Genomic DNA, 20,852 nt, shown 5'->3' on the forward strand with positions numbered 1-20,852 from the left:
CGCATGAAGCTGGGCGCCACCGCGGCGGGCGCGGGTTCGCTGCCCTGCGCAGGCGCCTGGAACGCAGCATCGGCGTCGTGCGCGACCGCAGGCGCGTCGGCGGGCGACGCATCCGCAACCGGGGCGATGTCCTGGTCTGTCCGCTGGATGTCCTGCGCGATGACCTCGACATCCGCGTCGCGGTCATGGCCGCTGTCCACGTCGCTGTCGACTACATATTCGACTGCCTGCTCCGGCAGCGCGGCGTCTTCGGCCGGCGCAGGCGCAGGTTCGGACGCGGCACGCAGGAAAGTGGCCAGCGGGCGGCGCGGTGGCGGGGTGGGCTCGGTCATCGGGTCAGCGCCGGGCGAAGGTGCCTCATTCAAGCACGACGGACGCCGGTGATGCGCATCCAGTCGCCGTCCTGGGCCACTTGCAGCTGCTCGAACGACGGCGCGTAACGCACCAGCAGTTCGTCTTCCTGTCCGTGCAGGATGCCCGACAACGCGACACGCCCGCCCGGCGCCACGCGCGCGGCCAGCACATCGGCCAGCGCGTCGAGTGCAGAGGCCAGGATGTTGGCCACCACCACCGGATAGGTGGCCTGCGGTTCGTCGCCCGGCAGGTAGACCTGCACGCGGTCCTGCAGGCCATTGCGTTCGGCGTTGTCGCCGGTGGCGATCACGGCCTGCGGATCGTTGTCCACGCCCACGGCGCGTGCGGCGCCCAGCTTCAGCGCGGCCAGTGCCAGGATGCCCGAGCCGCAGCCGAAATCCAGTACGGTCTGTCCGGCCAGCATGCCGTCGCCAGCCAGACCGTCCAGCCAGCGCAGGCACAGCGCGGTGGTGGGGTGGGTGCCCGAGCCGAACGCCAGGCCCGGATCCAGCCGCACCACGGCGGCGTCGGCGGCCTGCGCGGCCTCCGGCAGTTCATGGTTCCACGGCACGATCCAGGTGCGCTGGCCGAAGGCCATCGGCTGGAACTGGTCCAGCCACGCGCGTTCCCAGTCTTCGTCCTGCACCGCGCGGAAGCTGGCCGTGTTCCAGTCCAGCTCCGGGTCGAATGCCTCCAGCGCGGCCAGCAGGGCCAGCGCGTTGGCGTCTGCGGGGAACAGTGCTGTCAGCACCAGGTCGTTCCACAGCGGGGTTTCGCCCACGCCCGGTTCCAGGATCGCGCGCTCGTTGCTGGTGTCGGCATCGGCATCGAGCAGGGTCACCGCCAGCGCGCCGACGTCGTCCAGCGCGTTTTCATAGCGGGGCTGGGTGGCTTCGGTGCAGTGGAGGGTGAGTTCCAGGAACGGCATGGGGGCGACTACCTGCGGAAAACCGTGAATGCTAGACCATTGCGCCGGAGGCTGGCAGCTTCTGTCTCAATCCCGGCTGCGAACGCTTCGGAACAGCCGATTCAGACACCGGCAGTCGTGATTGCTAAACTTCGCCTCCAGCGGACCTCCTTCCGCGCCCTGGCGCTCCTGAATGGCCTTCGTGCCCACCCTCAAAACCTGGCTGCTGGTGGTACCCGCCCTGGCATTGCTGGGTGTGGTGGGCTACCGCGCGGGCGACCGCGCGCTGCACGCCGAGTCGACGGCGGCCACGGGCGGGGACGTGCCTGCGGTGACCGGGTCGAACATGCCGCTGCAGGCGCGGCAGCTGGCACGCCAACTGCTGGCCACTGAGCGCAGCGCCGCCGTGCCTTCGGGACTGCCGCTGGACCTGCGCGCCGATATCGAAGGCGACACCGACCTGTTCGCGTATGCGCAGCGCCTGCGCCTGCAGGCGGCCAACGGCAACGCCGAGGCCGGCTGGATGGTCAGCCGCGTGTACGACTACTGCGCGATCTATGCGATGGATCCGGGCGGTTACCAGCTCGACAACGCGCTGCTGACCGGCATGGGCATGAGTGCCTCGGCGCCGATGGTGCAGGCCCGCGAACGGGTGTCACGGCGCTGCGCCGGTTTCGTGGCCAGCGATGGGCTCGGCCGCAGCCTGATCCTGACCCAGCGCGTGCTGGCGGCGCGGGCCGGCAACCTGGCCGCCGAAGCGGCCCTGTTCGCCGAGGGCCAGCCGCTGAAAGATAGCGCCGACTATCGGCGTGACCTGGTCGAGCGGGTGATGGAGTCGCGCGACCCGGAAGCCTACATGGCCATTTCCACCGCCATGGGCCAGCGTGCCAGCGGCGACGCCGCGCTGCAGGGCCTGGTGGCGGGCGACCAGTTCAGTGAACTGGCCTGGCGCCTGGCGGCCTGTGAGCTGGGCATGGCCTGCGGGCCGGACAGTGTGTTGATGAACAATTTCTGTGCGAACGGAGGGATCTGTTCGCAGGACGGTGGGCAGGACTTCTCCACATTCGTGTATGACGCTGCGGTATCGCGGCAAGGTGCGGGAAAAATGAAGACGTTGGTTGAACTGTTGATCAAGGGGGCCCGCGCATGAATTACCGTCGATTCCTGCATGGCGCCAAGTTCTGGTTCTGGGTGGCGCTGTTCGTGGCCTATTCGGCCGGTGCGGTGGGCCTGGTCATGATCGATACCTACGACGACCGCTACCGGCAGTTGTCGAAGGTGACGCTCACCTCGGTGAAGGCGCAGGAAGACGTGCGCCGCGCCGGCGCCAGCCAGGTCGCTGCGGTGTACCGCGCGCAGAGTGGGATGCCGTTCGCGTCGTTGCCCGCCGGCAGCACCTTCCAGGTGGTCTGGCCCGATGGCTCGACCGAAACCATGGTGATCGTCGATCCGACCTCGTCGCTGGGCGTTGCGCCGGTGAAGGACACCCAGATCACGGCGGCCGACGCCAGCCGTTGATGCGTGCAGCCCGGCGCGCAACCGCCGGGCTCACTGCATCGGGTGATATGCCCGTGCTGACCCTGGTCACGCCAAGCGGGCAATAGCGACATTTGCATCTGTCTGGACTATCGCCGCGTCCGTTGCGGTAGGCAGTTTCGTTTGGACAGGGGTGCTGGGCTTCGGTTTCATCGGGCACGCCTTTTCCTGCGAGTTGCCCATGCCCACCTCCGCCGCCGACCACCGGCATGCCGCCGGCCGTTTCCACGCCCGTAGCCCCGCCACCGTCCCTCCCGTGCGGCCGCTGGACACCACCACCATCCGGCGGGTGGAAACCCCGGCCCAGGCGCTGGCAGCGGTGCTGTCGATCTCCAATGCAGCGGGTTTGCAGCCAACCACGGCGCGGCCACCGGCAACGCGCGCCGTGGCTCCCCTTCCTGCGAACTGCATTCCGGTCCCTGTTTCGCAGGGCATGCCCGGCGTGCTGCACGGCGTTGCGGGGCTGCTGCGCAGCCCGGTGACCGAGCTGTTCACGGATGCACGCAATGCCTGGGAGCGCCACCAGGGCGTGCGCTGCGCGCCACCCTTGAGCGCCGGCATGCGCATGCTGCTGCAGGTCGGCGATGCGGTGGGCACGCTGGCCGAGGCAGCCGCGGTGGGATCGCGTGGCGTGTTTGCCATGCAGGAAGTCGCCAGCGTGCTGGACCTGGGGGCGGACGCGATGGAAAACCGCCCCTTGGATCCCGACACTGTCATGCAGGCCGTGTTCGGCCAGGCGGGACTGCGCCTGGAAGCGCCCGGCACGGGCACGGGCGCCCGCAACGAGGACATCGACATGTCCGCCGGCGCGCCACACCCGGCCATTGCCCAGGCCACGGCGGAACTGCGTGGGGGCAGGGTGCAGGTGCGCTTCGAAGACGCCGACCACGCGCTGTCGATCAGCGACGGCCGGTTCCAGGTGCGCACCGACGCAGGCGACGTGCCGGTGCGGTGGGACACCGTGACCGGGCGATGGGCGCGCCTGGCCGGCGAGGCGACACCCCGCACCTCCCGCGCCCGCGCCGACAGCTCGATCCGGCTGTTCGACCACCTGGCCGAGCAGGTGCACCTGCAGACGCCGCTGGATGCCGTTCGGCTGCGGCTGGATCTGCTGGGGCCAGACGGCATGCTCTACTACGACGATCCCGCCACCGGCGCGGCGGGCAATGCCGTATGCGTGGACGGGCGGTACTACCCCGCCACCCTGGAACCCGGGCGGGATCCCGGGCTCGGGTTGCGGATCGGCACGCTCGCGCTGGAACAGCGCGATGGCATCTACCAGCTGCGCGGGCAGGAGGAAGCGGGCGCCGAGCCTGTCGGCGCCACGCGTTGCCGGCGCTCACCCGGAAACGCGTGCGTGCCGGGCCAGCCGCAGTTTTCGGTGGGACTGTCGCGCATCCTCCGCCAGCACCACGCGCGGGCCCTGACCGCGGACCAGGCGCGCAGCCGCGGCATCGTCGCCGATCCGGCACGCCCGGGTTGGCACCTCAGCCGGAACGGAGGACGCCTGCGCCACTACGTGCAGTTCAGCGGACGCTATTTCCGGGTGCGCATGCGCCAACTGGACGCGTTCACGCAGCGCCTGTCGGTGTACCTGCCACGCGCGTCGGGCGCGGGCCGCCTGAGTCAGTGGGGGCGGCTGGCCCATCGCATCGCCGACATCCGCCAGTCGCTGCCGGCACACGAGCACCGCTTCATGACCCAGGCCGAATTCAACGTCGAGTACCGCGGCATGCCGAGCCTGGAGGCGGCACAGGTGTATGAGAGTGCCGTCCAGCAAAACGGTGGGCTGCGCCTGAGCCAGTTGCAGCGGGCCGCGATCCGCACCTACCTGCTTCGGCGGCGTTCGGTGGACGAGTTCCTGCAGTCCGGCGGCGTGCTGCCTCCGGTGTTCACCGATGCGCCCCGGATGGTGGCGCGGATCAACCGGGGCCTGGCCCGCATCCCGTCGCATGCCGGTCGTGTCTACACGGCGCTGGCCGTGGACACACACCAACTGGCCGCCTTGGAGGTGGGGCAGACGCTGTACAGCGACAGTTTCCTGGTGGCCAGCGGCGATCGCGGGCGTGCGGTCGGGGCAGTGGCCAGGGCGGGCGATGGGCCGCAGGGTGCGTCCACGCTGCTCACCCTGGACATGCGGCACCACGCCCATCCCACCGGCCTGATTTCGCTGCAGGACGAAGCGCAGGTACTGATCGGCAACAACGTCCTGTTAAAGGTCATCGCCACCTCGCCGGGCGAGCTGCACCTGGAGGAACTGAACCCCACTCGGCAGGCCATGGGACCGTTGGGCGCGCAGTCCCTGCGCTCGGTCCCGCTGCGGGGTGTCTGACAGCAGAAAGGCGGGCAGTGCCCGCCTTTCCGTTCACGCTTCCACTGCGCCGATCAGGTCAATGCGATCGACTTGTTCTTGCGCTCGGCGAGGCGCTTTTCCAGGTAGTGGATGTTCTGCCCACCGGCCTGGAAGCCCTTGTCGCGCATGATGCGCTGCTGCAGCGCGACGTTGGTCTTGATGCCGTCCACCACCATTTCGCTCAGCGCCACGCGCATGCGCGCGATGGCGGTGTCGCGGTCCGGGCCGTGCACGATCAGCTTGCCGATCATCGAGTCGTAGTTCGACGGCACGCGGTAGCCACTGTAGATGTGCGTGTCCACGCGTACACCCGGGCCACCCGGGGGATGGAACGCGGTGATCTGCCCAGGACTCGGCACGAAGGTCTCCGCGTCTTCAGCGTTGATGCGGCATTCGATCGCGTGGCCGGTAAGCACCACATCGCTCTGCTTGATGCTCAGCTTGTGGCCGGCTGCGATCCGCAGCTGCTCCACCACCAGGTCGATGCCCGTCACCATTTCGGTGACCGGATGTTCCACCTGGATGCGGGTGTTCATTTCAATGAAGTAGAAACGGCCATCTTCGTACAGGAACTCGAAGGTACCCGCACCGCGATAGCCGATGCGCACGCAGGCTTCGGTACATACCTTGCCGATCTCTTCGCGCTGCTCGGCGCTGATGCCCGGTGCCGGCGCTTCTTCCACCACCTTCTGGTGGCGGCGCTGCATCGAGCAGTCGCGTTCACCCAGGTGGATGGCGTTGCCCTGGCCGTCGGCGAGCACCTGGATTTCCACGTGGCGCGGATTCTCCAGGAACTTCTCCATGTACACCTCACCATTGCCGAACGCGGCCTTGGCTTCGCTCTTGGTGGTGTCGATGGAGTTCTTGAGCGAGGCTTCGGCATGCACCACGCGCATGCCACGGCCACCGCCGCCGCCTGCCGCCTTGATGATGACCGGGTAGCCGATCTCGCGGGCGATCTTGGTGTTGGCCACGATGTCGTCGCCCAGCGGGCCGCCCGAGCCGGGCACGCACGGCACGCCGGCGGCCTTCATGGCGCGGATCGCTTCCACCTTGTCGCCCATCATGCGGATGGTGTCGGCCTTCGGACCGATGAAGATGAAGCCGGACTCCTCCACGCGTTCGGCGAAGTCGGCGTTCTCGGACAGGAAGCCATAGCCCGGGTGGATGGCCTGGGCGTCGGTGACTTCGGCCGCTGCGATCAGCGCCGGAATGTTGAGGTAGCTTTCCGGCGACGGACCCGGGCCGATGCAGACCGACTCGTCGGCCATCGCCACGTGCTTGAGGTTGCGGTCGACCGTGGAATGCACGGCCACCGTGCGGATGCCCAGGGTGTGGCACGCGCGCAGGATGCGCAGCGCGATCTCCCCTCGGTTGGCAATTACGACTTTGTCGAGCATGGACGGATCCTTAGCCGATCACGAACAGCGGCTGGTCGAATTCGACCGGCTGGCCGTTTTCACCCAGGATGGCCACGATGGTGCCGGAAGCATCGGCTTCGATCGGGTTGAACATCTTCATCGCTTCGATGATCGCCAGCGTTTCACCGGCCTTGACCTGCTGGCCGATGCTGACGAAGGCCGGCTTGTCCGGCGCGGACGAGGTGTAGAAGGTGCCGACCATCGGCGAACGCAGCACGTGGCCGTCCGGCAGCGCCGGACCCGATTTGGCGGTGCCGCCGGTGGAGGCTTCGGTCGGCGACTGCATCGGCATCGTCGGCGCGGCGGCCTGGGCCGGTGCCGGTGCCATCATCATCTGCGGCTGGGCCTGGACCATGCCGTAGCCGGAGACCGGGGCGCGCGACAGGCGTACGGATTCCTCGCCTTCCTTGATTTCGATTTCGGCGAGGTTCGACTCTTCCAGCAGGTCGATCAGTTTCTTGATTTTGCGGAGATCCATAGGGGCCTCTTTTTTGATGTCAGTGTGGTGGGAAGCGCGTTGCGCTCGGGTCAAGGGAGTTCAGTGCGAAGCCAGGCGGACCAGCGCCGCGTCCATGGCGTAGCGGTAGCTGTCGGCGCCAAAGCCGCAGATCACGCCGACCGCCTTGTCGCTGAAATAGCTGTGCTGGCGGAACGGTTCGCGGGCATGGGGGTTGGACAGGTGGATTTCGATGAACGGGACGTCCACCGCCGCCAGCGCGTCGCGCAGCGCCACCGAGGTGTGGGTGAACGCCGCCGGATTGATCAGGATGAAGGTGGTACCGTCGGTGCGGGCGGCCTGCACCCGGTCCACCAGTACGTGTTCGGCGTTGGACTGCAGGCTTTCCACCGCGTGCCCGGCGGCCTGCGCCTGGGCCAGCAGGGCCTGGTCGATCTGCGCCAGCGTGGTGTGGCCATAGACCCCGGGCTCGCGCGTACCGAGCAGGTTGAGGTTGGGGCCATGCAGGACCAGCAGTTTCGCCATGGGTGCCACGCAACAGGAAAGGGCGGAGTCTGGCGGAACCGGTGGATCGTGTCCAGTTCGGCGAAGTTACGCGTGTTTCAAGCGGTCGTTTGAAATGTCCAAGTCAGTTGGACGGAAGCCCTGTCGCAGATGGCTTCGGTCGCTTCGGCAGTCCGATGACCCTGCCAATGCGATGCCAGCGTTCCGTTCACGGCACTGGTGATGCGGGAGAGCGATATTACCTTTGGTAGGTAACGTCACTCGAGGGTCATTCCCCATGCACAGCCTGATCGTAGTTGCCCACCCCGAACCCGGTTCGCTCACCCATGCGGTGGCGAGCCGGGTCGGCGATGCCATCCTTGCCGCCAGCAGCAACACAGTGGAGATCGCCGACCTGGCTGCGGAGGGCTTCGATCCCCGCTTCAACTAGGCGGACAACGCCCTGTTCCGCCAAACCGGCGCACCGCCGGCGGATGTGGCCGCAGAACACGCCCGCATTGATGGTGCGGACACACTGGTGCTGGTCTATCCACTGTACTGGTGGTCATTCCCGGCGCTGCTCAAAGGCTGGATCGATCGGGTATTCACCCAGGGCTGGGCCTACGCGGAGAGTCCGGATGGCAAGGTGCTCAAGAAGCTGCAGCGCCTGCAGGTGCATCTGGTGGGATTGGGGGGCGCGGACGCGGCCATGATCGAGCGGCGTGGCTACGGCACCGCGATGAGGACGCAGATCGACATGGGCATCTTCGATTACTGCGGCGCGCGCGTGCAGTCGTCCACGCTGCTGCTGGAATCGGACAGCGGCTGCGCAGAAGCGCACCTGCGCACCGCGGCAGACATCGGCCGTACCATTGGCACGTCTGCTGCCGCCTGACCGCCCCTTCCGATGCCCGCACGCCCCGAACCGCCCCGCCGCCGCATGCCGCGCGAACAACGCGCGCGCCAGTTGCTGGATGTCGCGTGGGCGCTGGTGGGCGAAGAGGGAACCGATGCGTTGTCCCTGGGGCGCCTGGCCGAAGCGGCTGGTGTCACCAAGCCGGTGGCCTACGATCATTTCGTGACCCGCAACGGGCTGCTGGCCGCGCTCTACCAGGACTATGACCAGCGCCAGACGGCGGTGTTCGAGGCCCGCATCGGCGAGGCCAAGGCGCAGTTGAGGGATCGCGCCCATGCCATTGCGGGTGGCTACATCGACTGCGTCCTGTCGCAGGGCAGCGAGATCCAGGGGATCCTCGCTGCCCTGGCGGGCTCACCCGAGTTGATCGAGGTAAAGCGGCGATACCAGCAGGAGTTCATCGCCAGGTGCGCGGACTGGCTGGGTGGGTTTGCCACCGGTACTGAAGTGCCGGACGCGGGCTACTGGGCGATCCTGGGCGCGGCGGAGTCGCTCTCGGAAGCGGTCGCCGCCGGACTGGTGGAGCAGGCGGTGGCGGAAGCTGAGCTGGTGCGGCTGATCGTGTCGACCATCAAACGAAGCCGATAGAGCCAGGAATCTGCAGCCGTCCAGGCAGTTCATGCCGGCCTGCGCCGGCATGACCTGAGCCTGCGTACCCACCTGCCGGACGGCACCTGCGCGTAGAGACGGCCGCCGGGCACCGACAGGGCCACGTCGGTTCCCCGCGTCGGTCGGGACAGGACCCGCAGGGTGCCCCCGATGCGGGCGGCACGTTCGTGCATGCCCTGCAGGCCCGGTCGCGAGGGGGCTGCTGACCTTCCCGGATGGGGAAGAAGTGGCGGAACGGAAACAAAGTCGCGCGACAATGCGTGACAGGGCCGAACGCCTCTTTGTCGTCGACACCGTTTTAAATGAGGAAGGCAAATGAAGGCAGTCATCTACCACAATCCAAAGTGCGGCACCTCGCGCAACACGCTGGCGTTGATCCGTCATGCGGGCATGGAGCCGACGGTGATCGAATACCTGGTCGATCCGCCCAGCCGTGCGCGGCTGGTCGAGCTGATCGATGCTGCGGGCGTGGGTGTTCGCGGCGCCATCCGCCAGAAGGAGCCGCGCTATCGCGAACTGGGGCTGGACGATGCGTCGCTGGGCGACGATGCGCTGCTGGATGCGCTGCTGGCCAACCCCATCCTGATCGAGCGGCCGTGGGTGCAGACCGATCTGGGCACGCGTCTGTGTCGGCCTTCGGAGGTTGTGCTGGAGATCCTTCCCGCGGTCACCGCGCCGTTTGCGAAGGAAGACGGCGAGGTCGTGATCGACCAGGATGGCAGGCGGGTTTCCTGAGCGCGCCCGCCTTGCGGCGGGCGCGCTGTCGATCGCTTGCGCTTACTTCGCGCCCACTCGCTGCAGCAGCACGGCGGCCGTTTCCGCTGACGAAGCAGGGTTCTGCCCGGTGACCAGCAGGCCATCGCTGACCACGTACGACCCCCAGTCCGGACCCTTGGAGTAGTCGCCGCCAAGGGCCTTCAGCGTGTCTTCCACCAGGAACGGCACTACCTCGGTCAGGCCGACGCCGGCTTCTTCACTGTTGGTGAAACCGGTCACCCGCTTGCCCTGCACCAGCGGCTCGCCCGTGGCCGACTTGACGTGGCGGAGCACGCCGGGGGCATGGCAGACCAGTGCGACCGGCTTGTTGGCCGCGATGAAGGATTCGATCAACGCGATGGAACGGCGGTCCTCGGCCAGGTCCCAGAGCGGCCCGTGGCCACCGGGATAGAACACGGTGTCGAAGTCGGCCTGCGCAACGCTGTCCAGCGGCACGGTGTTGGCCAGCTGCGCGATGGCCGCCGGATCGGCTTCGAAACGGCGGGTGAGTTCGGTCTGGAAATCCGGCTCGTTGCTCTTCGGATCCAGCGGCGGCTGTCCGCCCTTGGGCGAGGCCAGGGTGATGGTGGCGCCGGCGTCCTGGAACGCGTAGTAGGGCGCAGCCAGTTCTTCGAGCCAGAATCCGGTCTTGCGACCGGTGTTGCCAAGCTCGTCGTGGGAGGTGAGAACGATCAGTACTTTCATGGCGCGCGATTCCTGGTATTGAGAGAGATACAGTAGACCGGTCGTCTAGAAACCCGGCGTGAAAAAACGCCCGGCGGGCGTTGTCGACCCGCTGCCCGGTTCAGGCAGCGGGGTGAAGCATCTGTCGCGTAGCCTGCGCTGCGTTGTCGAAGGGCTGGCTGCTGCGCACGATCTTGACCATCAGGCTGGCACCCAGCCACAGCTCGTACAGACTCTGTGCCACAGCGCCCGGTGTGCCGGTGAAGGCCAGCGAGCCCTCCGCCGCGCCCGCTTCCAGCACCTGCGCCAGCCGCGCAATGATGCCGGCGGTGCCCCGCTGCAGCACCGCGCGCATGCCTTGGGAAAGGTCCGCGACTTCGGCGCCGAGCTTCACCGCCAGGCATCTGCCCTGGCAGTCCTCAAATGACTGGTTTTCCTTCCACGCACTGAAATAAGCGTCCAGCTGTTGCGCGCGGTTGCTACCGGAAGTGGTGAAGATGCGGTCCATATCGGCCAGGTACGCCGCGAAATAGTCGTCCAGCAACGCTTCGCCGAACGCTTCCTTGGAACCGAAGTAGTGGTAGAACGAGCCTTTCGGCACCCCTGCGGCACTCAGTACTTCATTCAATCCGACCGCCGAGAATCCTTTGCCGCCCATGATGCGCTGGCCGCTGGACAGGATCCTGTCGCGTACATCACGGACTTCGGAGGGAGGTGTCGGGTTCATGCAGCGCACTGTACATGCAATTAGACCAGTCGTCTAGTGGGGCGCAGGTGCTGTCTAACTGGCCTTGCGCCCGACGTCGAGGGCGCGTTCCACGTGGGCCAGCAGGTTGTCGATCTCGAACGGCTTGCCAACGAACGGTACCGATCTGTGGGCGGCGGGCACTGCCTGGAGGTAGACGGCGGACGCGAACAGAAAGGGCGTACCCAGGCGCGCCAGGCGGTCAGCCACCGGGAACACGGCGCCGTCGCGAAGCTCGACATCCAGGATCGCCGCATCGAACGGCTGGTCCGCGATGGCAAACAATGCGTCGGTAACCGAGTAGGCCGGAACCACTGTGTAGCCGGCGCCGCTCAGGACTTCAATGAAAAGCCTCGACAGCTCGATTTCATCCTCCACCACCAGGATGACCTTGTTTGTACGGGATGACGCCAACCTGCTCATGGATCACACGCGAACCGAAGATGCAGCCATGGTCTCCCTGCGGGTGTCAACGCGGCGGAAAGCCCTCTAGTCGCCATCTTCATCGCCGGCCGTCGACGACCTTGCGGACAATGCGGTTGAAACCGCAGTAGAAGTACGGTGTTGGGCGCATCGGACCATTGCTAGGCTCCAGCTTTCCGCGTTGGAGACCTGCCGTGAGCAACGACGTCCTGCGTAGTTCCCGCGTCGCCCTGCCGCTGACCGCCCTGGTGATCGCGCTGGCGTGTGTCGGCTGCCGACGGGAACCAGAGGCCACGCCTGCCGCGGCCGCGCCGGCTGCAACGGCGACGCCGCCCCCGGCGGTGGCTGCTGCCGAACCCGACCGCGCTGCCGAGCCGGGAAGCGTGCCGGTGACCGCCGACAACTTCGTACGCGCCGAATCCGATCGCTATCTCGGCGCTCTTGTGAAAGAACAGGGGCTGGGCAAGCTTTTCCACCACCGCGAGCCGGCATCGATCAACAGCCAGACCGTGGTCCGGTTGAACCGCGACACGTTGTACTCCAGCGCGGTGTTCGACCTCGATGCCGGCCCGGTCACCATCACCCTCCCCGATGCCGGGGACCGCTTCATGTCCATGCAGGTCATCGACGAGGACCAGTACACCACCCAGGTGAACTACAAGCCCGGCGCCTACACGCTCAGCCGGGGCAAGGATGGCACCCGCTACGTGGTGGTCGCCCTTCGAACGCTGGTCGATCCCTCCAACCCCGAGGACGTGGCCAAGGTGCACGCGCTGCAGGATGCGATCAGGATCCAGCAGGCTGCGCCGGGCAGCTTCGATGTACCCAGATGGGACACGGTGAGCCAGGACAAGGTGCGTGCAGCGCTGCTGACCCTGGCATCCACCCTGCCCGATACGCGGCACATGTTCGGTACCCGCGACACCGTCGACCCCGTGCGACGCGTGATAGGGGCCGCCTCGGCGTGGGGCGGCAATCCCGACAAGGATGCGCTGTACCTCAACGTGGTGCCCGAAAGGAACGATGGCAGGACCGTGTACCGGCTGCACGTGGCCGACGTGCCCGTGGATGGATTCTGGTCGGTGAGCCTGTACAACGCGCAGGGCTACTACGAAAAGAATCCGCAGAACGCCTATACGTTGAACAACCTTACCGCGAAGAAGGGCGCCGACAGATCGATCGACATCCAGTTCGGAGGATGCGACGGCCAGGTGCCCAACTGCCTGCCCACCATGCCGGGCTGGAATTACATGGTGCGGCTGTACCGGCCGCGGGCAGAACTCCTGGACGGGCGCTGGACATTCCCGGAGGCCGTGCCGGTGCAGTGAGCGCGGAACGCCGCGCCTTGACCGCGCGACATCCACGCGCGGTCTGCGATGCTATGGGGCATGAATCCGACGCCTCCGCCCGACAACGATAGTGCACCTGCCACCCATGCAAGCCCGCGTTCGCCGGCGTTCGCCCTGCGCCGGTGGCTGGCCTGGCTGCTGCTTCCGCTGCTGCTGGGAATTGGGGCGCTGGCCCTGTGGAACGGCGATTGGCTGAAGGCGCCGCGCGCGATGTGGGAACTGTCGCGCATGCCAGCGCCGTCGTCGCTGCCGGTGCCGGTGGAAGGCGTAGCGGCGCGGCGGATTGCCGATACCTTCGGTGCGCCGCGCGGCCGCGACCGCACCCACGCCGGCGTGGATATCTTTGCCAGGCGCGGCACGCCGGTCCGCAGCGTCGGACCGGGAGTGGTCGTCGCGGTGCGCGACAGCGGGCTGGGCGGGCGCCAGGTCTGGGTGGTGGGACCGGCGCGCGAACGCTACTACTACGCGCACCTGGACGACTGGCGCGATGGCCTGAGCGAAGGCGAGGTGGTCAGTGAAGGCACCGTGCTGGGCTACGTCGGTGACAGTGGTAATGCGGCCGGCACGCCGCCGCACCTGCACTGGGGGATCTACGGTGCCGATGGCGCCTACGATCCGCTGCCGCTGCTGAAGGCGCACCGCACGACCAACGGTCGTGCGCTACCCCGGTAGGTAACGACCAACGGTCGTGCGCTACCCCGGTAGGTAACGACCGTTGGTCGTTACGCCTTCGACCGCCGGCCGGACACATGCGTATGCCCACGCACGTGCCAGCGCCACGGAAATTCCACGGCGCGGCTGATGCCGATGCGGGGCCCGGCCACCGGATCGTCGGGTGGCGGCATGCCGTCGGACACGATGCGGATGCCGCGATCATTCTTCACCAGGTCGGCGCCATCCAGCGCTTTGGTGATGCCCATCGCCTGCGAGAGTCGCCCCGGCCCGCTGGCCAGCTCGCGATCGCGCTGGATGGCCGGGCGCGCTTCGCGGATGAGCGCCATGCCATGCACGGGTTCCAGCGCCCTCAACAGTACGCCCCAGCCCTGGCCGACCTCGCCGCACACGGCATTGCTGCCCCAGTGCATGCCGTAGGTGAAGTACACATACAGGTGCCCACACTCGCCAAACATGCTGGCGGTGCGTGCGGTCATGCCACGAAACGAGTGCGCGGCCGGGTCCTGGTCGCCGGCATAGGCTTCCACTTCCACGATCCGGCCGGCGCGCCCGTCGTCGCGCACCAACAGCTTGTTCAGCAGTTCCGGTGCCACCTCGGCAGGGTGGCGACGGTAGAACGCACGCGGCACGGTACGCCAACGCGAAGGCGGCAGCGATATGTGCGGGGAGGCGGATACGGGCATGGGTGGTTCCGTGGGACTACCTGCACCTTGCACCGAGGGCCGTCATCGTGGCATCAAGCCGGGCGGCGCTGTCGCTCAGCGCAGCGACAACGGCTGCCGGGCCACGATCCGCACCAGTTTGTGGGGATTGCGCTGGACCAGGATCTGGGTGATGCGCTCGCCATCGGTGTCGAAGGACATCGCCGATTCGAGGTGGTCGCCGAAGTAACGCAGCAGCCCCATGCGGCCGTTGAAGAACGCCGGCACCATGCGCAGCTCGGCGCGGCGGCGCAGCGTGGGCGCGAACAGCAGCTGGGCGATGCGGGCACCGCCGAGCATCGGCTTGGGGAAACTGCTGACGATGCCGCCACCGTCGCCGATCAGCTGCGCCGAACTGTCCATCAGCGCCACCATCGACTTCAGGTCGGCCTTGTCCAGTGCGTCGGCGAAGGCCTGCAGCAGCTGCTGGTGGGTCCGATGCGGCACGACCTGCAGCGGGCGCTCTTCGCGCAGACGGCTGCGTGCGCGGTGCACGATCTGGCGGCAGGCGGCCTCGCTCTTGTCGAGGATGCGGGCGATTTCGGGGTAATCGCGGTCGAACACATCGTGCAGCAGGAACGCGGCGCGGGCTTCCGGCGCCAGCCGTTCCAGCACCGCCAGGAACGCGACCGACAGGTCGCTGGCGGCTTCATGCAGGCGTTCGGGCGTGTCCGCATCCTCGGTCGGTACCGGCTCGGGCAGCCAGATGCCCACGTAGTGCTCGCGGCTGCGACGCGCCATGCGCAGTTCGTCGATGGCGATGCGGGTGGTGGTGGCCACCAGCCAGGCCTCGGCATTGGCGATCGCACTGCGGTCGGTGCCGTGCCAGCGCAGCCAGACTTCCTGCGCCACGTCTTCGGCTTCGGCCATCGAACCCAGCATGCGGTAGGCCACGCCCAGCACGCGCGGGCGCAAGGAGGTGAACAGGTCGGGGAGTGTTTCCATCGCGGCATTCAACACGAGCGAACGCCGCAGGAACAGTGCCGGGAAAGAAGCACCGTGCCTGCGGCGTCCGACGCCCAACTCAATGCGGGGGCAGCACGGCAGGCTTGTCGGCGTCCTTGATCAGGAACACCACGAACCGCGCCGGTTCGGTGCTGCTGGCGTTACGACCGACGGTGTGGAGGTCGGCGGGGCCCTCATGGAAGGCCTCGCCGGGACCCAGGGTGACCTCGCGGCCGCCGGCCACGCCCATCACGATGTGGCCCTGCAGCACGTACACGAACCCATGCGCGTCGTGCCGGTGCACCGGGTCGGCCCCGCCGGGCGGGTACTCCACGGTCAGGATCAGGGCTTCCTTGCCCGGATACTCGGGCAGGGGCGTGGTCATCACTGCAGTCACCACCGGCTCGGGGGCGGCGGGAGGGGAGGGTGCGGCCAGGGCGGCAGCGCTGGTCGCAGCCAGCAGCAGGGAGCAGATCAGGGTGCGCATGGGCGTCTCCTTCAGTCGAGGCCGGCCTTGTCCAGGCCCCAGGCCTTGTCGCGCGAGCCCGGCTCGCTGCGGAAGGCGATGTTGATGCGGTTCCAGGCATTGATGCCCATCACCGCGTGGGTCAGGTCGAGTACTTCCTGTTCGGAAAGCTGGCCGCGCACGCGCTCGTACAGCTCATCGGAAACCCCCTGCGCCGGCAGCTGGGTAAGTACTTCGGTCCACGCCAGCGCCGCCCGCTCGCGCGGACTGAACAGGGTGGACTCGCGCCACACCGCAACGTGGTGCAGCCGAAGCGGGCGTTCGCCGTGGATCGTGGCCTGCTTGATGTGCATGTCCACGCAGAAGCCGCAGCCATTGAGCTGCGAAGCACGGATCGCGATCAGGTCCTGGATCGTTTCTTCGATCGTGGTGGCGTGCGCGGCCATGCTGTAGTCCAGCAGCTTCTTGAACAGCGCGGGGGCCTGCTTCTGGTAGTCGAGACGCTCGGTCATGGGAGTACTCCTGGGGAGAGGGGAACGGATTCGAGGCTGCAGGCTAGGCCCGCAGCGACCGTGCCGGTAGCCGGGGCAGTGGACGCACGGTGTTGAGCGCAATGCACCAATCCAGCCGGGCGGGGCTGTCACAGCACATCGCGCTGGTCCGTCTGACTGGCATGAGCACTGCGAATGCCCCCGATGCCGATGCCGCCCACGCCTGCCCGCGCGACGCTGCGCGCCCTCCTGGAGTGCCACCCGCATGTCCCTGACCGAACCAGGCACCGTAGACGAAGGTGCCGACCCCCTGACCACCGGCTTTTCAGCCAGCTACGCCGGGGTGATGGCCTTCATCGCAGTCGCCCATGAAGGCAGCTTCTCGCGCGCGGCCGACCGTCTGGGCATCGGCCGCTCGGCGGTGAGTCGCAGCGTGCAGAAACTGGAGGGCCAGCTTGGCGTGCGCCTGTTCCTGCGCACCACGCGGTCGACTTCGCTGACCCGCGAAGGCGAACTGTTCCATGACGGCTGCCGCCCCGGCGTGGACCGGATCCTGCAGGCGCTGGAGGAGATGCGCGACCTGCGCGACGGGCCGCCCCGTGGGCACCTGCGGGTCAGCGCGAACCCGGGATTTGGCCGCAAGGTAATCGCACCGCTGCTTTCGCAGTTCCGTGCGCTGTTTCCCGAGGTCACCCTGGAGCTGCAACTGGAAGAGCGCGCGCTGGACCTGGCCGCCGACCGCATCGATGTCGCCTTCCGCGATGGCGTGCTGGAAGACAGCGAGGTGATCGCCAAGCACCTGATCCCGATGCAGCTGCTGGTCTGTGCGGCACCGGCCTACGTGCAGCAGCACGGCATTCCCGGCAGCGTGGCCGAGCTGGCCGCGCATACCTGCATCAGCCAGCGGCAGTCCAACGGTCGCCTGCAGCCGTGGGAGTTCCGCGTTGACGGCCAGCCGTTGCGCGTGGAACCGGCGTCGGCGCTGGTGTTCAACGATGCCGACCTCGCGTTGCAGGCGGTGCTGCAGGGCCAGGGCGTGGCGCAGCTGCCGAACTACCAGGTACGTGCCGCGCTGGACGCGGGCCTGGCGGTGAGCTGCCTGGACCGTTACGCCGCCGATGATCGTGGCCACTACCTGTGCTATCTGAGCCGCCGCCAGCTGCCCAAGCGCATCCGGGCCTTCATCGACTTCATCACTGCGGAGGTGCGCGCGCTGGACCTGGACGTGGTGACCCACTGGGAATCGGTACAGCAGGGTGCTGCCCCGGCACGCGACATCGACGCCGGGGCATGGCGATGAACTGCGATTGGTTCCCCGCAGGCAACAGGGCGCGTCCATGCGCGGACCTACTGCGGTGGGCGCGGCCTGCCTAGCATCCTTCCATGCCCTGGCCATGGCCGGGCGTCCCTTTCCAGCAGTGGAGCACTTCCATGAAGTTCCTGGTCATCGGCGGCACCGGCCGCATCGGCAGCAAAGTGGTCGACCGCCTGCGCGCGGCAGGGCATGAGATCGTCATCGCCGCGCCGTCCACCGGCATCGACATCATCAGCGGCGAGGGCCTGGACGCGGCCATGGCCGGCACCGAGGTGGTGATCGACCTGGCCAACTCGCCGTCATTCGAGGACACGGCCGTGCTGGCGTTCTTCCAGACCGCGGGCCGCAACATCCTCGCCGCCGAAGCCAAGGCCGGCGTGCAGCACCACGTGGCGCTGTCGGTGGTGGGTACCGACAAGCTCGCCGCCAGCGGCTACTTCCGCGGCAAGATCGCGCAGGAGGCACTGATCCGCGAGGCGGGCATCGCCTACACCATCATCCACTCCACCCAGTTCTTCGAGTTCCTGCCGGGCATCATCCAGTCCGCCGGCAACGCGCTGCGGCTGCCCACGGCGCTGGTGCAGCCGATTTCCGCCGACGACGTCGCCGAGGCAGTGGCGCGCGTGGCGCAGCAGCCCGCGGTGAACGGCGTGGTGGAAATCGCCGGCCCCGAGCGCGCACCGATGGACGAACTGGCGCAGCGCTTCCTGGACCGCACCCACGACCCGCGCCGCGTGGTCGGCGATGCACAGGCGCCGTATTTCGGTGCGCAGCTCCAGCCCGACACGCTGGTGCCGGCAGGCGGCGCGTGGCTGGGTCGGCAGGGCTTCGACGCCTGGCTGCAGCAGTCCGGGCTCGTCCAGGCGCACTGACCTTCCGTATCGCGTGGAGCTGCCATGTCCGACCTGAAGCCGCCATCGCCGGCCGTTCTCGACAAGTACCGGGGCGATGAGGTGCGTCCGCTCTACACCGGGCGGGTGCGGGTGAGGGGCGGCGAGACCGGGCACGGGCGTGCGTCGGGGGTGGTGACGTCCGACGATGGCGCGCTGCAGCTGGATCTTCGCCTGCCACCGTCGCTGGGCGGGCCCGGTGGCGGCAGCAACCCCGAGCAGCTGCTGGCGGCCGGTTACGCGGCCTGTTTCCACGGCGCGATGAACCTGCTGGCCAGTCGCGCCGGGCTGGCCCTGGTGGATGCCTGCATCGAGGTCTCGGTGACGTTCTCGCGCGATCCGATCGACGGGCTGTACCTGCTGTCGGCGGAAGTGGAGGCCTACCTGCCGGGCCTGGAAAGCGGCGTCGCCGCCGAGCTGGTACGCAATACAGAGCGCGTATGCCCCTACGCAAAGATGTTCCGCAACGGCATCACCCACGTGGTGAGCGTAGTGCCCACCGAAGCGCCATGAAGGGCGCACCCCCTGGCTGGAGAAACCCATCATGCACGCCGGACGCTCCTACTCCTTCACCGAATTCCTGTTGTGGACGCGCCGTCCGCTGTACGCGCTGATCCTGCTCGACGTGACCCTGGTGGCGCTGTACCAGCTGGGCGGCCTGCACTGGCTGGCGGTGCCGTGGAACGTGATTTTCATGCTCGGCACCAGCGTGGCGCTGATCGCGGGGTTCAAGAACACCCAGACCTACAACCGCTTGTGGGAGGCGCAGCAGGTCTGGGCATCGATCACTGCGGCCAGTCGGGCGTGGGGCACGATGTGCCGCGACCATGTCGGCCATCCCGGGCAGACCCGTCGGCTGGTGTACCGGCACCTGGGCTGGCTGACCGCGTTGCGCTACCAGATGCGCGAGAGCCGGCCCTGGGAAACGCAGCAGCAGCTGCCGAACGTGGAGTACCGGAAGCATTACCAGGTGCCGGAGAAAGTGCGCACGCTGGATGTCGAGCTGATCAAGTACGTCAGCCCCGAAGAGCGCTCGCGCATCCTGGGGGTGTCCAGCAAAGCCACCGAAGTGCTGTCGCTGCAGGGCGAGGCACTGCGCGCGCTGCTGGACGACGGGCTGCTTCCGCCGGCCAGTTTCGCCGAACTGCAGCGCGCACTGCGCGACCTGCACGAGCAGCAGGCACGCAGCGAACGACTCAAGAACTATCCCTATCCGCGCCAGTACGCGGTGATCAACGTGATCTTCGTGCGCATCCTGTGCCTGCTGCTGCCGCTGGGCATGATCGACCTGCTGGCACCGATGAACGACACCGTGGGCGGCGCCATGGCCGGGCACATGCTGTGGTTGGCCATTCCGCTCAGTGTCCTGGTGTCGTGGATGTACGCCGCGCTGGACCAGGTCGGCGAGAGCAGCGCCAATCCGTTCGAGGGCGGCGCCAACGACATCCCGATCTCGCAGCTGTGCGGCACCATCGAACGCGACCTGCGCCAGCTGCTGGACGAACGCGATGTTCCCGAGCAGCAGGAACCGGCCAGTCCCATCGTGCTGTAACCCCAAGGAACAGGCATATGAAGATCGTCGTCATTGGCGGGCACGGGCTGATCGGCAGCCGGGTAGTGGATGTGCTCGCAGCGCAGGGCCACGACGCGATCGCTGCGTCGCGGCGCAGCGGCGTGGACGTGCTGACCGGGCAGGGCCTGGCAGCGGTGCTGGCGGGCGCCCACGTGGTGGTGGACGCTTCCAATGCGCCCCGCTTCGATGACCCCGTGGTGGGCGACTTCTTCCAGCGCGCCACCACCCGGCTGCTGGCTGCCTGCGAACGCGAAGGGGTGCAGCACCTGGTGGCGCTGTCCATCGTGGGCACGCCTTACCTGCAGGAAAGCCCCTACTTCCGCGCCAAGGCGGTGCAGGAAGGCTTGATCCGGCAGTCGGGGCTTCGCTCCACGCTGGTCCGTGCGACCCAGTGCCATGAGTTCATGGCCCAGCTGGTGGCGCCGCAGGTCGTGCGCCAGGCGCTGCACCTGTCGCCGGCCAAGGTGCAGCCGGTGGCCGCCGACGACCTGGCGTCCCTGGTCGCGCAGGTGGCCACCGCGGCACCGGGCCGGCGCATGGTGGAAATCGCCGGCCCTGAATGCCACCGCCTGTTCGAGCTGGTGGAGTGGGTGATGTATTTCAACCAGGACGATCGCCCGGTCGTGGCCGATCCGGATGCCCGCTATTACGGTGCGCTGCTCAAGGACACCACGCTGACGCCGGAGCCGGGCGCGCTGCTGGGTTCCACCCGCTTCGCCGACTGGCTGGCCGCGCATGTGCGCCTCGGCCCGGCCCAGGTGAACCTGCCCAGTCCGCTGGCCCAGGCGTACTAGCGCCGGCGA

23 protein-coding genes and 2 pseudogenes are annotated in these 20,852 nt (G+C 67.7%); 13 read left to right on the forward strand and 12 right to left on the reverse strand.

The features are described from left to right. Together RWO33_RS10120 and prmA are read right to left on the reverse strand one after the other, a co-directional pair. Positions 1-332 (reverse strand): annotated as a pseudogene (locus tag RWO33_RS10120) (hypothetical protein); the annotation flags it as partial. Between the two features lie 29 nt (positions 333-361). Continuing rightward, positions 362-1,282, reverse strand: a complete 921-nt coding sequence (gene prmA / locus RWO33_RS10125) for a 50S ribosomal protein L11 methyltransferase (protein ID WP_314104720.1) — start codon at positions 1,280-1,282, stop codon at positions 362-364. A gap of 172 nt (positions 1,283-1,454) precedes the next feature. Here prmA and RWO33_RS10130 point away from each other — a divergent pair, with 172 nt between their 5' ends. The 3 genes from RWO33_RS10130 to RWO33_RS10140 all read left to right on the forward strand — a co-directional run bounded on the left by RWO33_RS10130 (position 1,455) and on the right by RWO33_RS10140 (position 5,129). Beyond that, entirely contained in the window at positions 1,455-2,411 is a 957-nt protein-coding gene (locus RWO33_RS10130) for a hypothetical protein (RefSeq protein ID WP_314104721.1), read from the forward strand. After that, positions 2,408-2,779: a hypothetical protein gene (locus RWO33_RS10135; protein WP_145478982.1), complete on the forward strand. Its 372-nt coding sequence runs from the start codon at positions 2,408-2,410 to the stop codon at positions 2,777-2,779. The genes RWO33_RS10130 and RWO33_RS10135 overlap by 4 nt, the downstream gene beginning before the upstream one ends. 199 nt (positions 2,780-2,978) lie before the next feature. Continuing rightward, positions 2,979-5,129 carry a hypothetical protein gene (locus tag RWO33_RS10140; RefSeq protein WP_314104722.1) on the forward strand — a complete coding sequence of 717 codons (2,151 nt, stop codon included), beginning with the start codon at positions 2,979-2,981 and terminating at the stop codon, positions 5,127-5,129. Between the two features lie 53 nt (positions 5,130-5,182). Here RWO33_RS10140 and accC read toward each other — a convergent pair whose 3' ends face one another. The 3 genes from accC to aroQ are packed head-to-tail and all read right to left on the reverse strand — an operon-like array spanning position 5,183 to position 7,553. Continuing rightward, on the reverse strand, positions 5,183-6,550 hold the full coding sequence (gene accC / locus RWO33_RS10145; RefSeq protein ID WP_145478984.1) for an acetyl-CoA carboxylase biotin carboxylase subunit: 1,368 nt from the start codon (positions 6,548-6,550) through the stop codon (positions 5,183-5,185). Positions 6,551-6,560: 10 nt separating this feature from the next. Beyond that, complete coding sequence (gene accB, locus RWO33_RS10150; RefSeq protein WP_145478985.1) at positions 6,561-7,049, reverse strand: acetyl-CoA carboxylase biotin carboxyl carrier protein; 489 nt, start codon at positions 7,047-7,049, stop codon at positions 6,561-6,563. Between the two features lie 60 nt (positions 7,050-7,109). Then, positions 7,110-7,553 (reverse strand): type II 3-dehydroquinate dehydratase, encoded by a 444-nt coding sequence (gene aroQ, locus RWO33_RS10155; protein ID WP_145478986.1) that lies wholly within the window; start codon positions 7,551-7,553, stop codon positions 7,110-7,112. 256 nt (positions 7,554-7,809) lie between these two features. Between aroQ and RWO33_RS10160 the strand changes: the two are divergent. The 3 genes and pseudogenes from RWO33_RS10160 to arsC all read left to right on the forward strand — a co-directional run bounded on the left by RWO33_RS10160 (position 7,810) and on the right by arsC (position 9,771). Further along, positions 7,810-8,406 (forward strand): annotated as a pseudogene (locus tag RWO33_RS10160) (NAD(P)H-dependent oxidoreductase). A 12-nt stretch (positions 8,407-8,418) separates the two neighbouring features. Continuing rightward, a complete protein-coding gene (locus tag RWO33_RS10165) occupies positions 8,419-9,015 on the forward strand; it encodes a TetR/AcrR family transcriptional regulator (protein WP_314104723.1) in 597 nt (198 codons plus the stop codon). Between the two features lie 336 nt (positions 9,016-9,351). Next, a complete protein-coding gene (gene arsC / locus RWO33_RS10170; protein ID WP_314104724.1) occupies positions 9,352-9,771 on the forward strand; it encodes an arsenate reductase (glutaredoxin) in 420 nt (139 codons plus the stop codon). 42 nt (positions 9,772-9,813) lie between these two features. Here arsC and RWO33_RS10175 read toward each other — a convergent pair whose 3' ends face one another. The 3 genes from RWO33_RS10175 to RWO33_RS10185 form a co-directional block, all read right to left on the reverse strand. Beyond that, the gene (locus RWO33_RS10175) at positions 9,814-10,497 is read right to left on the reverse strand and encodes a type 1 glutamine amidotransferase domain-containing protein (protein ID WP_314104725.1); all 684 of its coding nucleotides are present in this window, start codon (positions 10,495-10,497) and stop codon (positions 9,814-9,816) included. A 100-nt stretch (positions 10,498-10,597) separates the two neighbouring features. Further along, on the reverse strand, positions 10,598-11,203 hold the full coding sequence (locus RWO33_RS10180) for a TetR/AcrR family transcriptional regulator (RefSeq protein WP_314104726.1): 606 nt from the start codon (positions 11,201-11,203) through the stop codon (positions 10,598-10,600). A gap of 54 nt (positions 11,204-11,257) precedes the next feature. Beyond that, positions 11,258-11,644, reverse strand: a complete 387-nt coding sequence (locus RWO33_RS10185; protein ID WP_145479009.1) for a response regulator — start codon at positions 11,642-11,644, stop codon at positions 11,258-11,260. Between the two features lie 194 nt (positions 11,645-11,838). Between RWO33_RS10185 and RWO33_RS10190 the strand changes: the two genes are divergently transcribed. Further along, entirely contained in the window at positions 11,839-12,972 is a 1,134-nt protein-coding gene (locus RWO33_RS10190) for a DUF1254 domain-containing protein (RefSeq protein ID WP_314104727.1), read from the forward strand. 60 nt (positions 12,973-13,032) lie between these two features. After that, complete coding sequence (locus RWO33_RS10195) at positions 13,033-13,665, forward strand: M23 family metallopeptidase (RefSeq protein WP_314104728.1); 633 nt, start codon at positions 13,033-13,035, stop codon at positions 13,663-13,665. Positions 13,666-13,715: 50 nt separating this feature from the next. On the opposite strand, the gene RWO33_RS10200 is transcribed toward RWO33_RS10195, so the two are convergent. From RWO33_RS10200 to RWO33_RS10215, 4 genes are all read right to left on the reverse strand, one after another. After that, the gene (locus tag RWO33_RS10200; protein ID WP_314104729.1) at positions 13,716-14,351 is read right to left on the reverse strand and encodes a DNA-3-methyladenine glycosylase; all 636 of its coding nucleotides are present in this window, start codon (positions 14,349-14,351) and stop codon (positions 13,716-13,718) included. A gap of 75 nt (positions 14,352-14,426) precedes the next feature. Continuing rightward, positions 14,427-15,314: an RNA polymerase sigma-70 factor gene (locus tag RWO33_RS10205; protein WP_145479012.1), complete on the reverse strand. Its 888-nt coding sequence runs from the start codon at positions 15,312-15,314 to the stop codon at positions 14,427-14,429. A gap of 79 nt (positions 15,315-15,393) precedes the next feature. Beyond that, complete coding sequence (locus tag RWO33_RS10210; RefSeq protein WP_145479013.1) at positions 15,394-15,801, reverse strand: cupin domain-containing protein; 408 nt, start codon at positions 15,799-15,801, stop codon at positions 15,394-15,396. A gap of 11 nt (positions 15,802-15,812) precedes the next feature. After that, entirely contained in the window at positions 15,813-16,292 is a 480-nt protein-coding gene (locus tag RWO33_RS10215; protein ID WP_314104730.1) for a carboxymuconolactone decarboxylase family protein, read from the reverse strand. 244 nt (positions 16,293-16,536) lie between these two features. Between RWO33_RS10215 and RWO33_RS10220 the strand changes: the two genes are divergently transcribed. The 5 genes from RWO33_RS10220 (at position 16,537) to RWO33_RS10240 (ending at position 20,843) form a co-directional block, all read left to right on the forward strand. After that, complete coding sequence (locus RWO33_RS10220; RefSeq protein WP_314104731.1) at positions 16,537-17,571, forward strand: LysR substrate-binding domain-containing protein; 1,035 nt, start codon at positions 16,537-16,539, stop codon at positions 17,569-17,571. 131 nt (positions 17,572-17,702) lie between these two features. Beyond that, positions 17,703-18,458: an SDR family oxidoreductase gene (locus tag RWO33_RS10225; RefSeq protein ID WP_314104732.1), complete on the forward strand. Its 756-nt coding sequence runs from the start codon at positions 17,703-17,705 to the stop codon at positions 18,456-18,458. 24 nt (positions 18,459-18,482) lie between these two features. Beyond that, on the forward strand, positions 18,483-18,989 hold the full coding sequence (locus tag RWO33_RS10230; protein WP_314104733.1) for an Ohr family peroxiredoxin: 507 nt from the start codon (positions 18,483-18,485) through the stop codon (positions 18,987-18,989). 31 nt (positions 18,990-19,020) lie between these two features. Continuing rightward, positions 19,021-20,028 carry a bestrophin family ion channel gene (locus RWO33_RS10235; protein ID WP_314104734.1) on the forward strand — a complete coding sequence of 336 codons (1,008 nt, stop codon included), beginning with the start codon at positions 19,021-19,023 and terminating at the stop codon, positions 20,026-20,028. 17 nt (positions 20,029-20,045) lie between these two features. Then, positions 20,046-20,843 carry an NAD(P)H-binding protein gene (locus RWO33_RS10240; protein WP_314104735.1) on the forward strand — a complete coding sequence of 266 codons (798 nt, stop codon included), beginning with the start codon at positions 20,046-20,048 and terminating at the stop codon, positions 20,841-20,843. Positions 20,844-20,852: the final 9 nt, after the last annotated feature.

Source organism: uncultured Stenotrophomonas sp. (genome assembly GCF_963519925.1).
GTDB lineage: Bacteria > Pseudomonadota > Gammaproteobacteria > Xanthomonadales > Xanthomonadaceae > Stenotrophomonas > Stenotrophomonas maltophilia_AE.

Excerpts from the sequence above, each read along its gene's own strand:
- RWO33_RS10195 (WP_314104728.1), top strand. The coding sequence starts at position 13,033 with ATGAATCCGACGCCTCCGCCCGACAACGATAGTGCACCTGCCACCCAT.
- RWO33_RS10175 (WP_314104725.1), bottom strand. The coding sequence starts at position 10,497 with ATGAAAGTACTGATCGTTCTCACCTCCCACGACGAGCTTGGCAACACC.
- RWO33_RS10185 (WP_145479009.1), bottom strand. The coding sequence starts at position 11,644 with ATGAGCAGGTTGGCGTCATCCCGTACAAACAAGGTCATCCTGGTGGTG.
- RWO33_RS10135 (WP_145478982.1), top strand. The coding sequence starts at position 2,408 with ATGAATTACCGTCGATTCCTGCATGGCGCCAAGTTCTGGTTCTGGGTG.
- prmA (WP_314104720.1), bottom strand. The coding sequence starts at position 1,282 with ATGCCGTTCCTGGAACTCACCCTCCACTGCACCGAAGCCACCCAGCCC.
- RWO33_RS10240 (WP_314104735.1), top strand. The coding sequence starts at position 20,046 with ATGAAGATCGTCGTCATTGGCGGGCACGGGCTGATCGGCAGCCGGGTA.
- RWO33_RS10205 (WP_145479012.1), bottom strand. The coding sequence starts at position 15,314 with ATGGAAACACTCCCCGACCTGTTCACCTCCTTGCGCCCGCGCGTGCTG.
- RWO33_RS10230 (WP_314104733.1), top strand. The coding sequence starts at position 18,483 with ATGTCCGACCTGAAGCCGCCATCGCCGGCCGTTCTCGACAAGTACCGG.
- aroQ (WP_145478986.1), bottom strand. The coding sequence starts at position 7,553 with ATGGCGAAACTGCTGGTCCTGCATGGCCCCAACCTCAACCTGCTCGGT.
- RWO33_RS10130 (WP_314104721.1), top strand. The coding sequence starts at position 1,455 with ATGGCCTTCGTGCCCACCCTCAAAACCTGGCTGCTGGTGGTACCCGCC.
- RWO33_RS10200 (WP_314104729.1), bottom strand. The coding sequence starts at position 14,351 with ATGCCCGTATCCGCCTCCCCGCACATATCGCTGCCGCCTTCGCGTTGG.
- RWO33_RS10215 (WP_314104730.1), bottom strand. The coding sequence starts at position 16,292 with ATGACCGAGCGTCTCGACTACCAGAAGCAGGCCCCCGCGCTGTTCAAG.
- RWO33_RS10235 (WP_314104734.1), top strand. The coding sequence starts at position 19,021 with ATGCACGCCGGACGCTCCTACTCCTTCACCGAATTCCTGTTGTGGACG.
- RWO33_RS10165 (WP_314104723.1), top strand. The coding sequence starts at position 8,419 with ATGCCCGCACGCCCCGAACCGCCCCGCCGCCGCATGCCGCGCGAACAA.
- accC (WP_145478984.1), bottom strand. The coding sequence starts at position 6,550 with ATGCTCGACAAAGTCGTAATTGCCAACCGAGGGGAGATCGCGCTGCGC.
- RWO33_RS10210 (WP_145479013.1), bottom strand. The coding sequence starts at position 15,801 with ATGCGCACCCTGATCTGCTCCCTGCTGCTGGCTGCGACCAGCGCTGCC.
- accB (WP_145478985.1), bottom strand. The coding sequence starts at position 7,049 with ATGGATCTCCGCAAAATCAAGAAACTGATCGACCTGCTGGAAGAGTCG.
- RWO33_RS10180 (WP_314104726.1), bottom strand. The coding sequence starts at position 11,203 with ATGAACCCGACACCTCCCTCCGAAGTCCGTGATGTACGCGACAGGATC.
- arsC (WP_314104724.1), top strand. The coding sequence starts at position 9,352 with ATGAAGGCAGTCATCTACCACAATCCAAAGTGCGGCACCTCGCGCAAC.
- RWO33_RS10220 (WP_314104731.1), top strand. The coding sequence starts at position 16,537 with ATGTCCCTGACCGAACCAGGCACCGTAGACGAAGGTGCCGACCCCCTG.
- RWO33_RS10140 (WP_314104722.1), top strand. The coding sequence starts at position 2,979 with ATGCCCACCTCCGCCGCCGACCACCGGCATGCCGCCGGCCGTTTCCAC.
- RWO33_RS10225 (WP_314104732.1), top strand. The coding sequence starts at position 17,703 with ATGAAGTTCCTGGTCATCGGCGGCACCGGCCGCATCGGCAGCAAAGTG.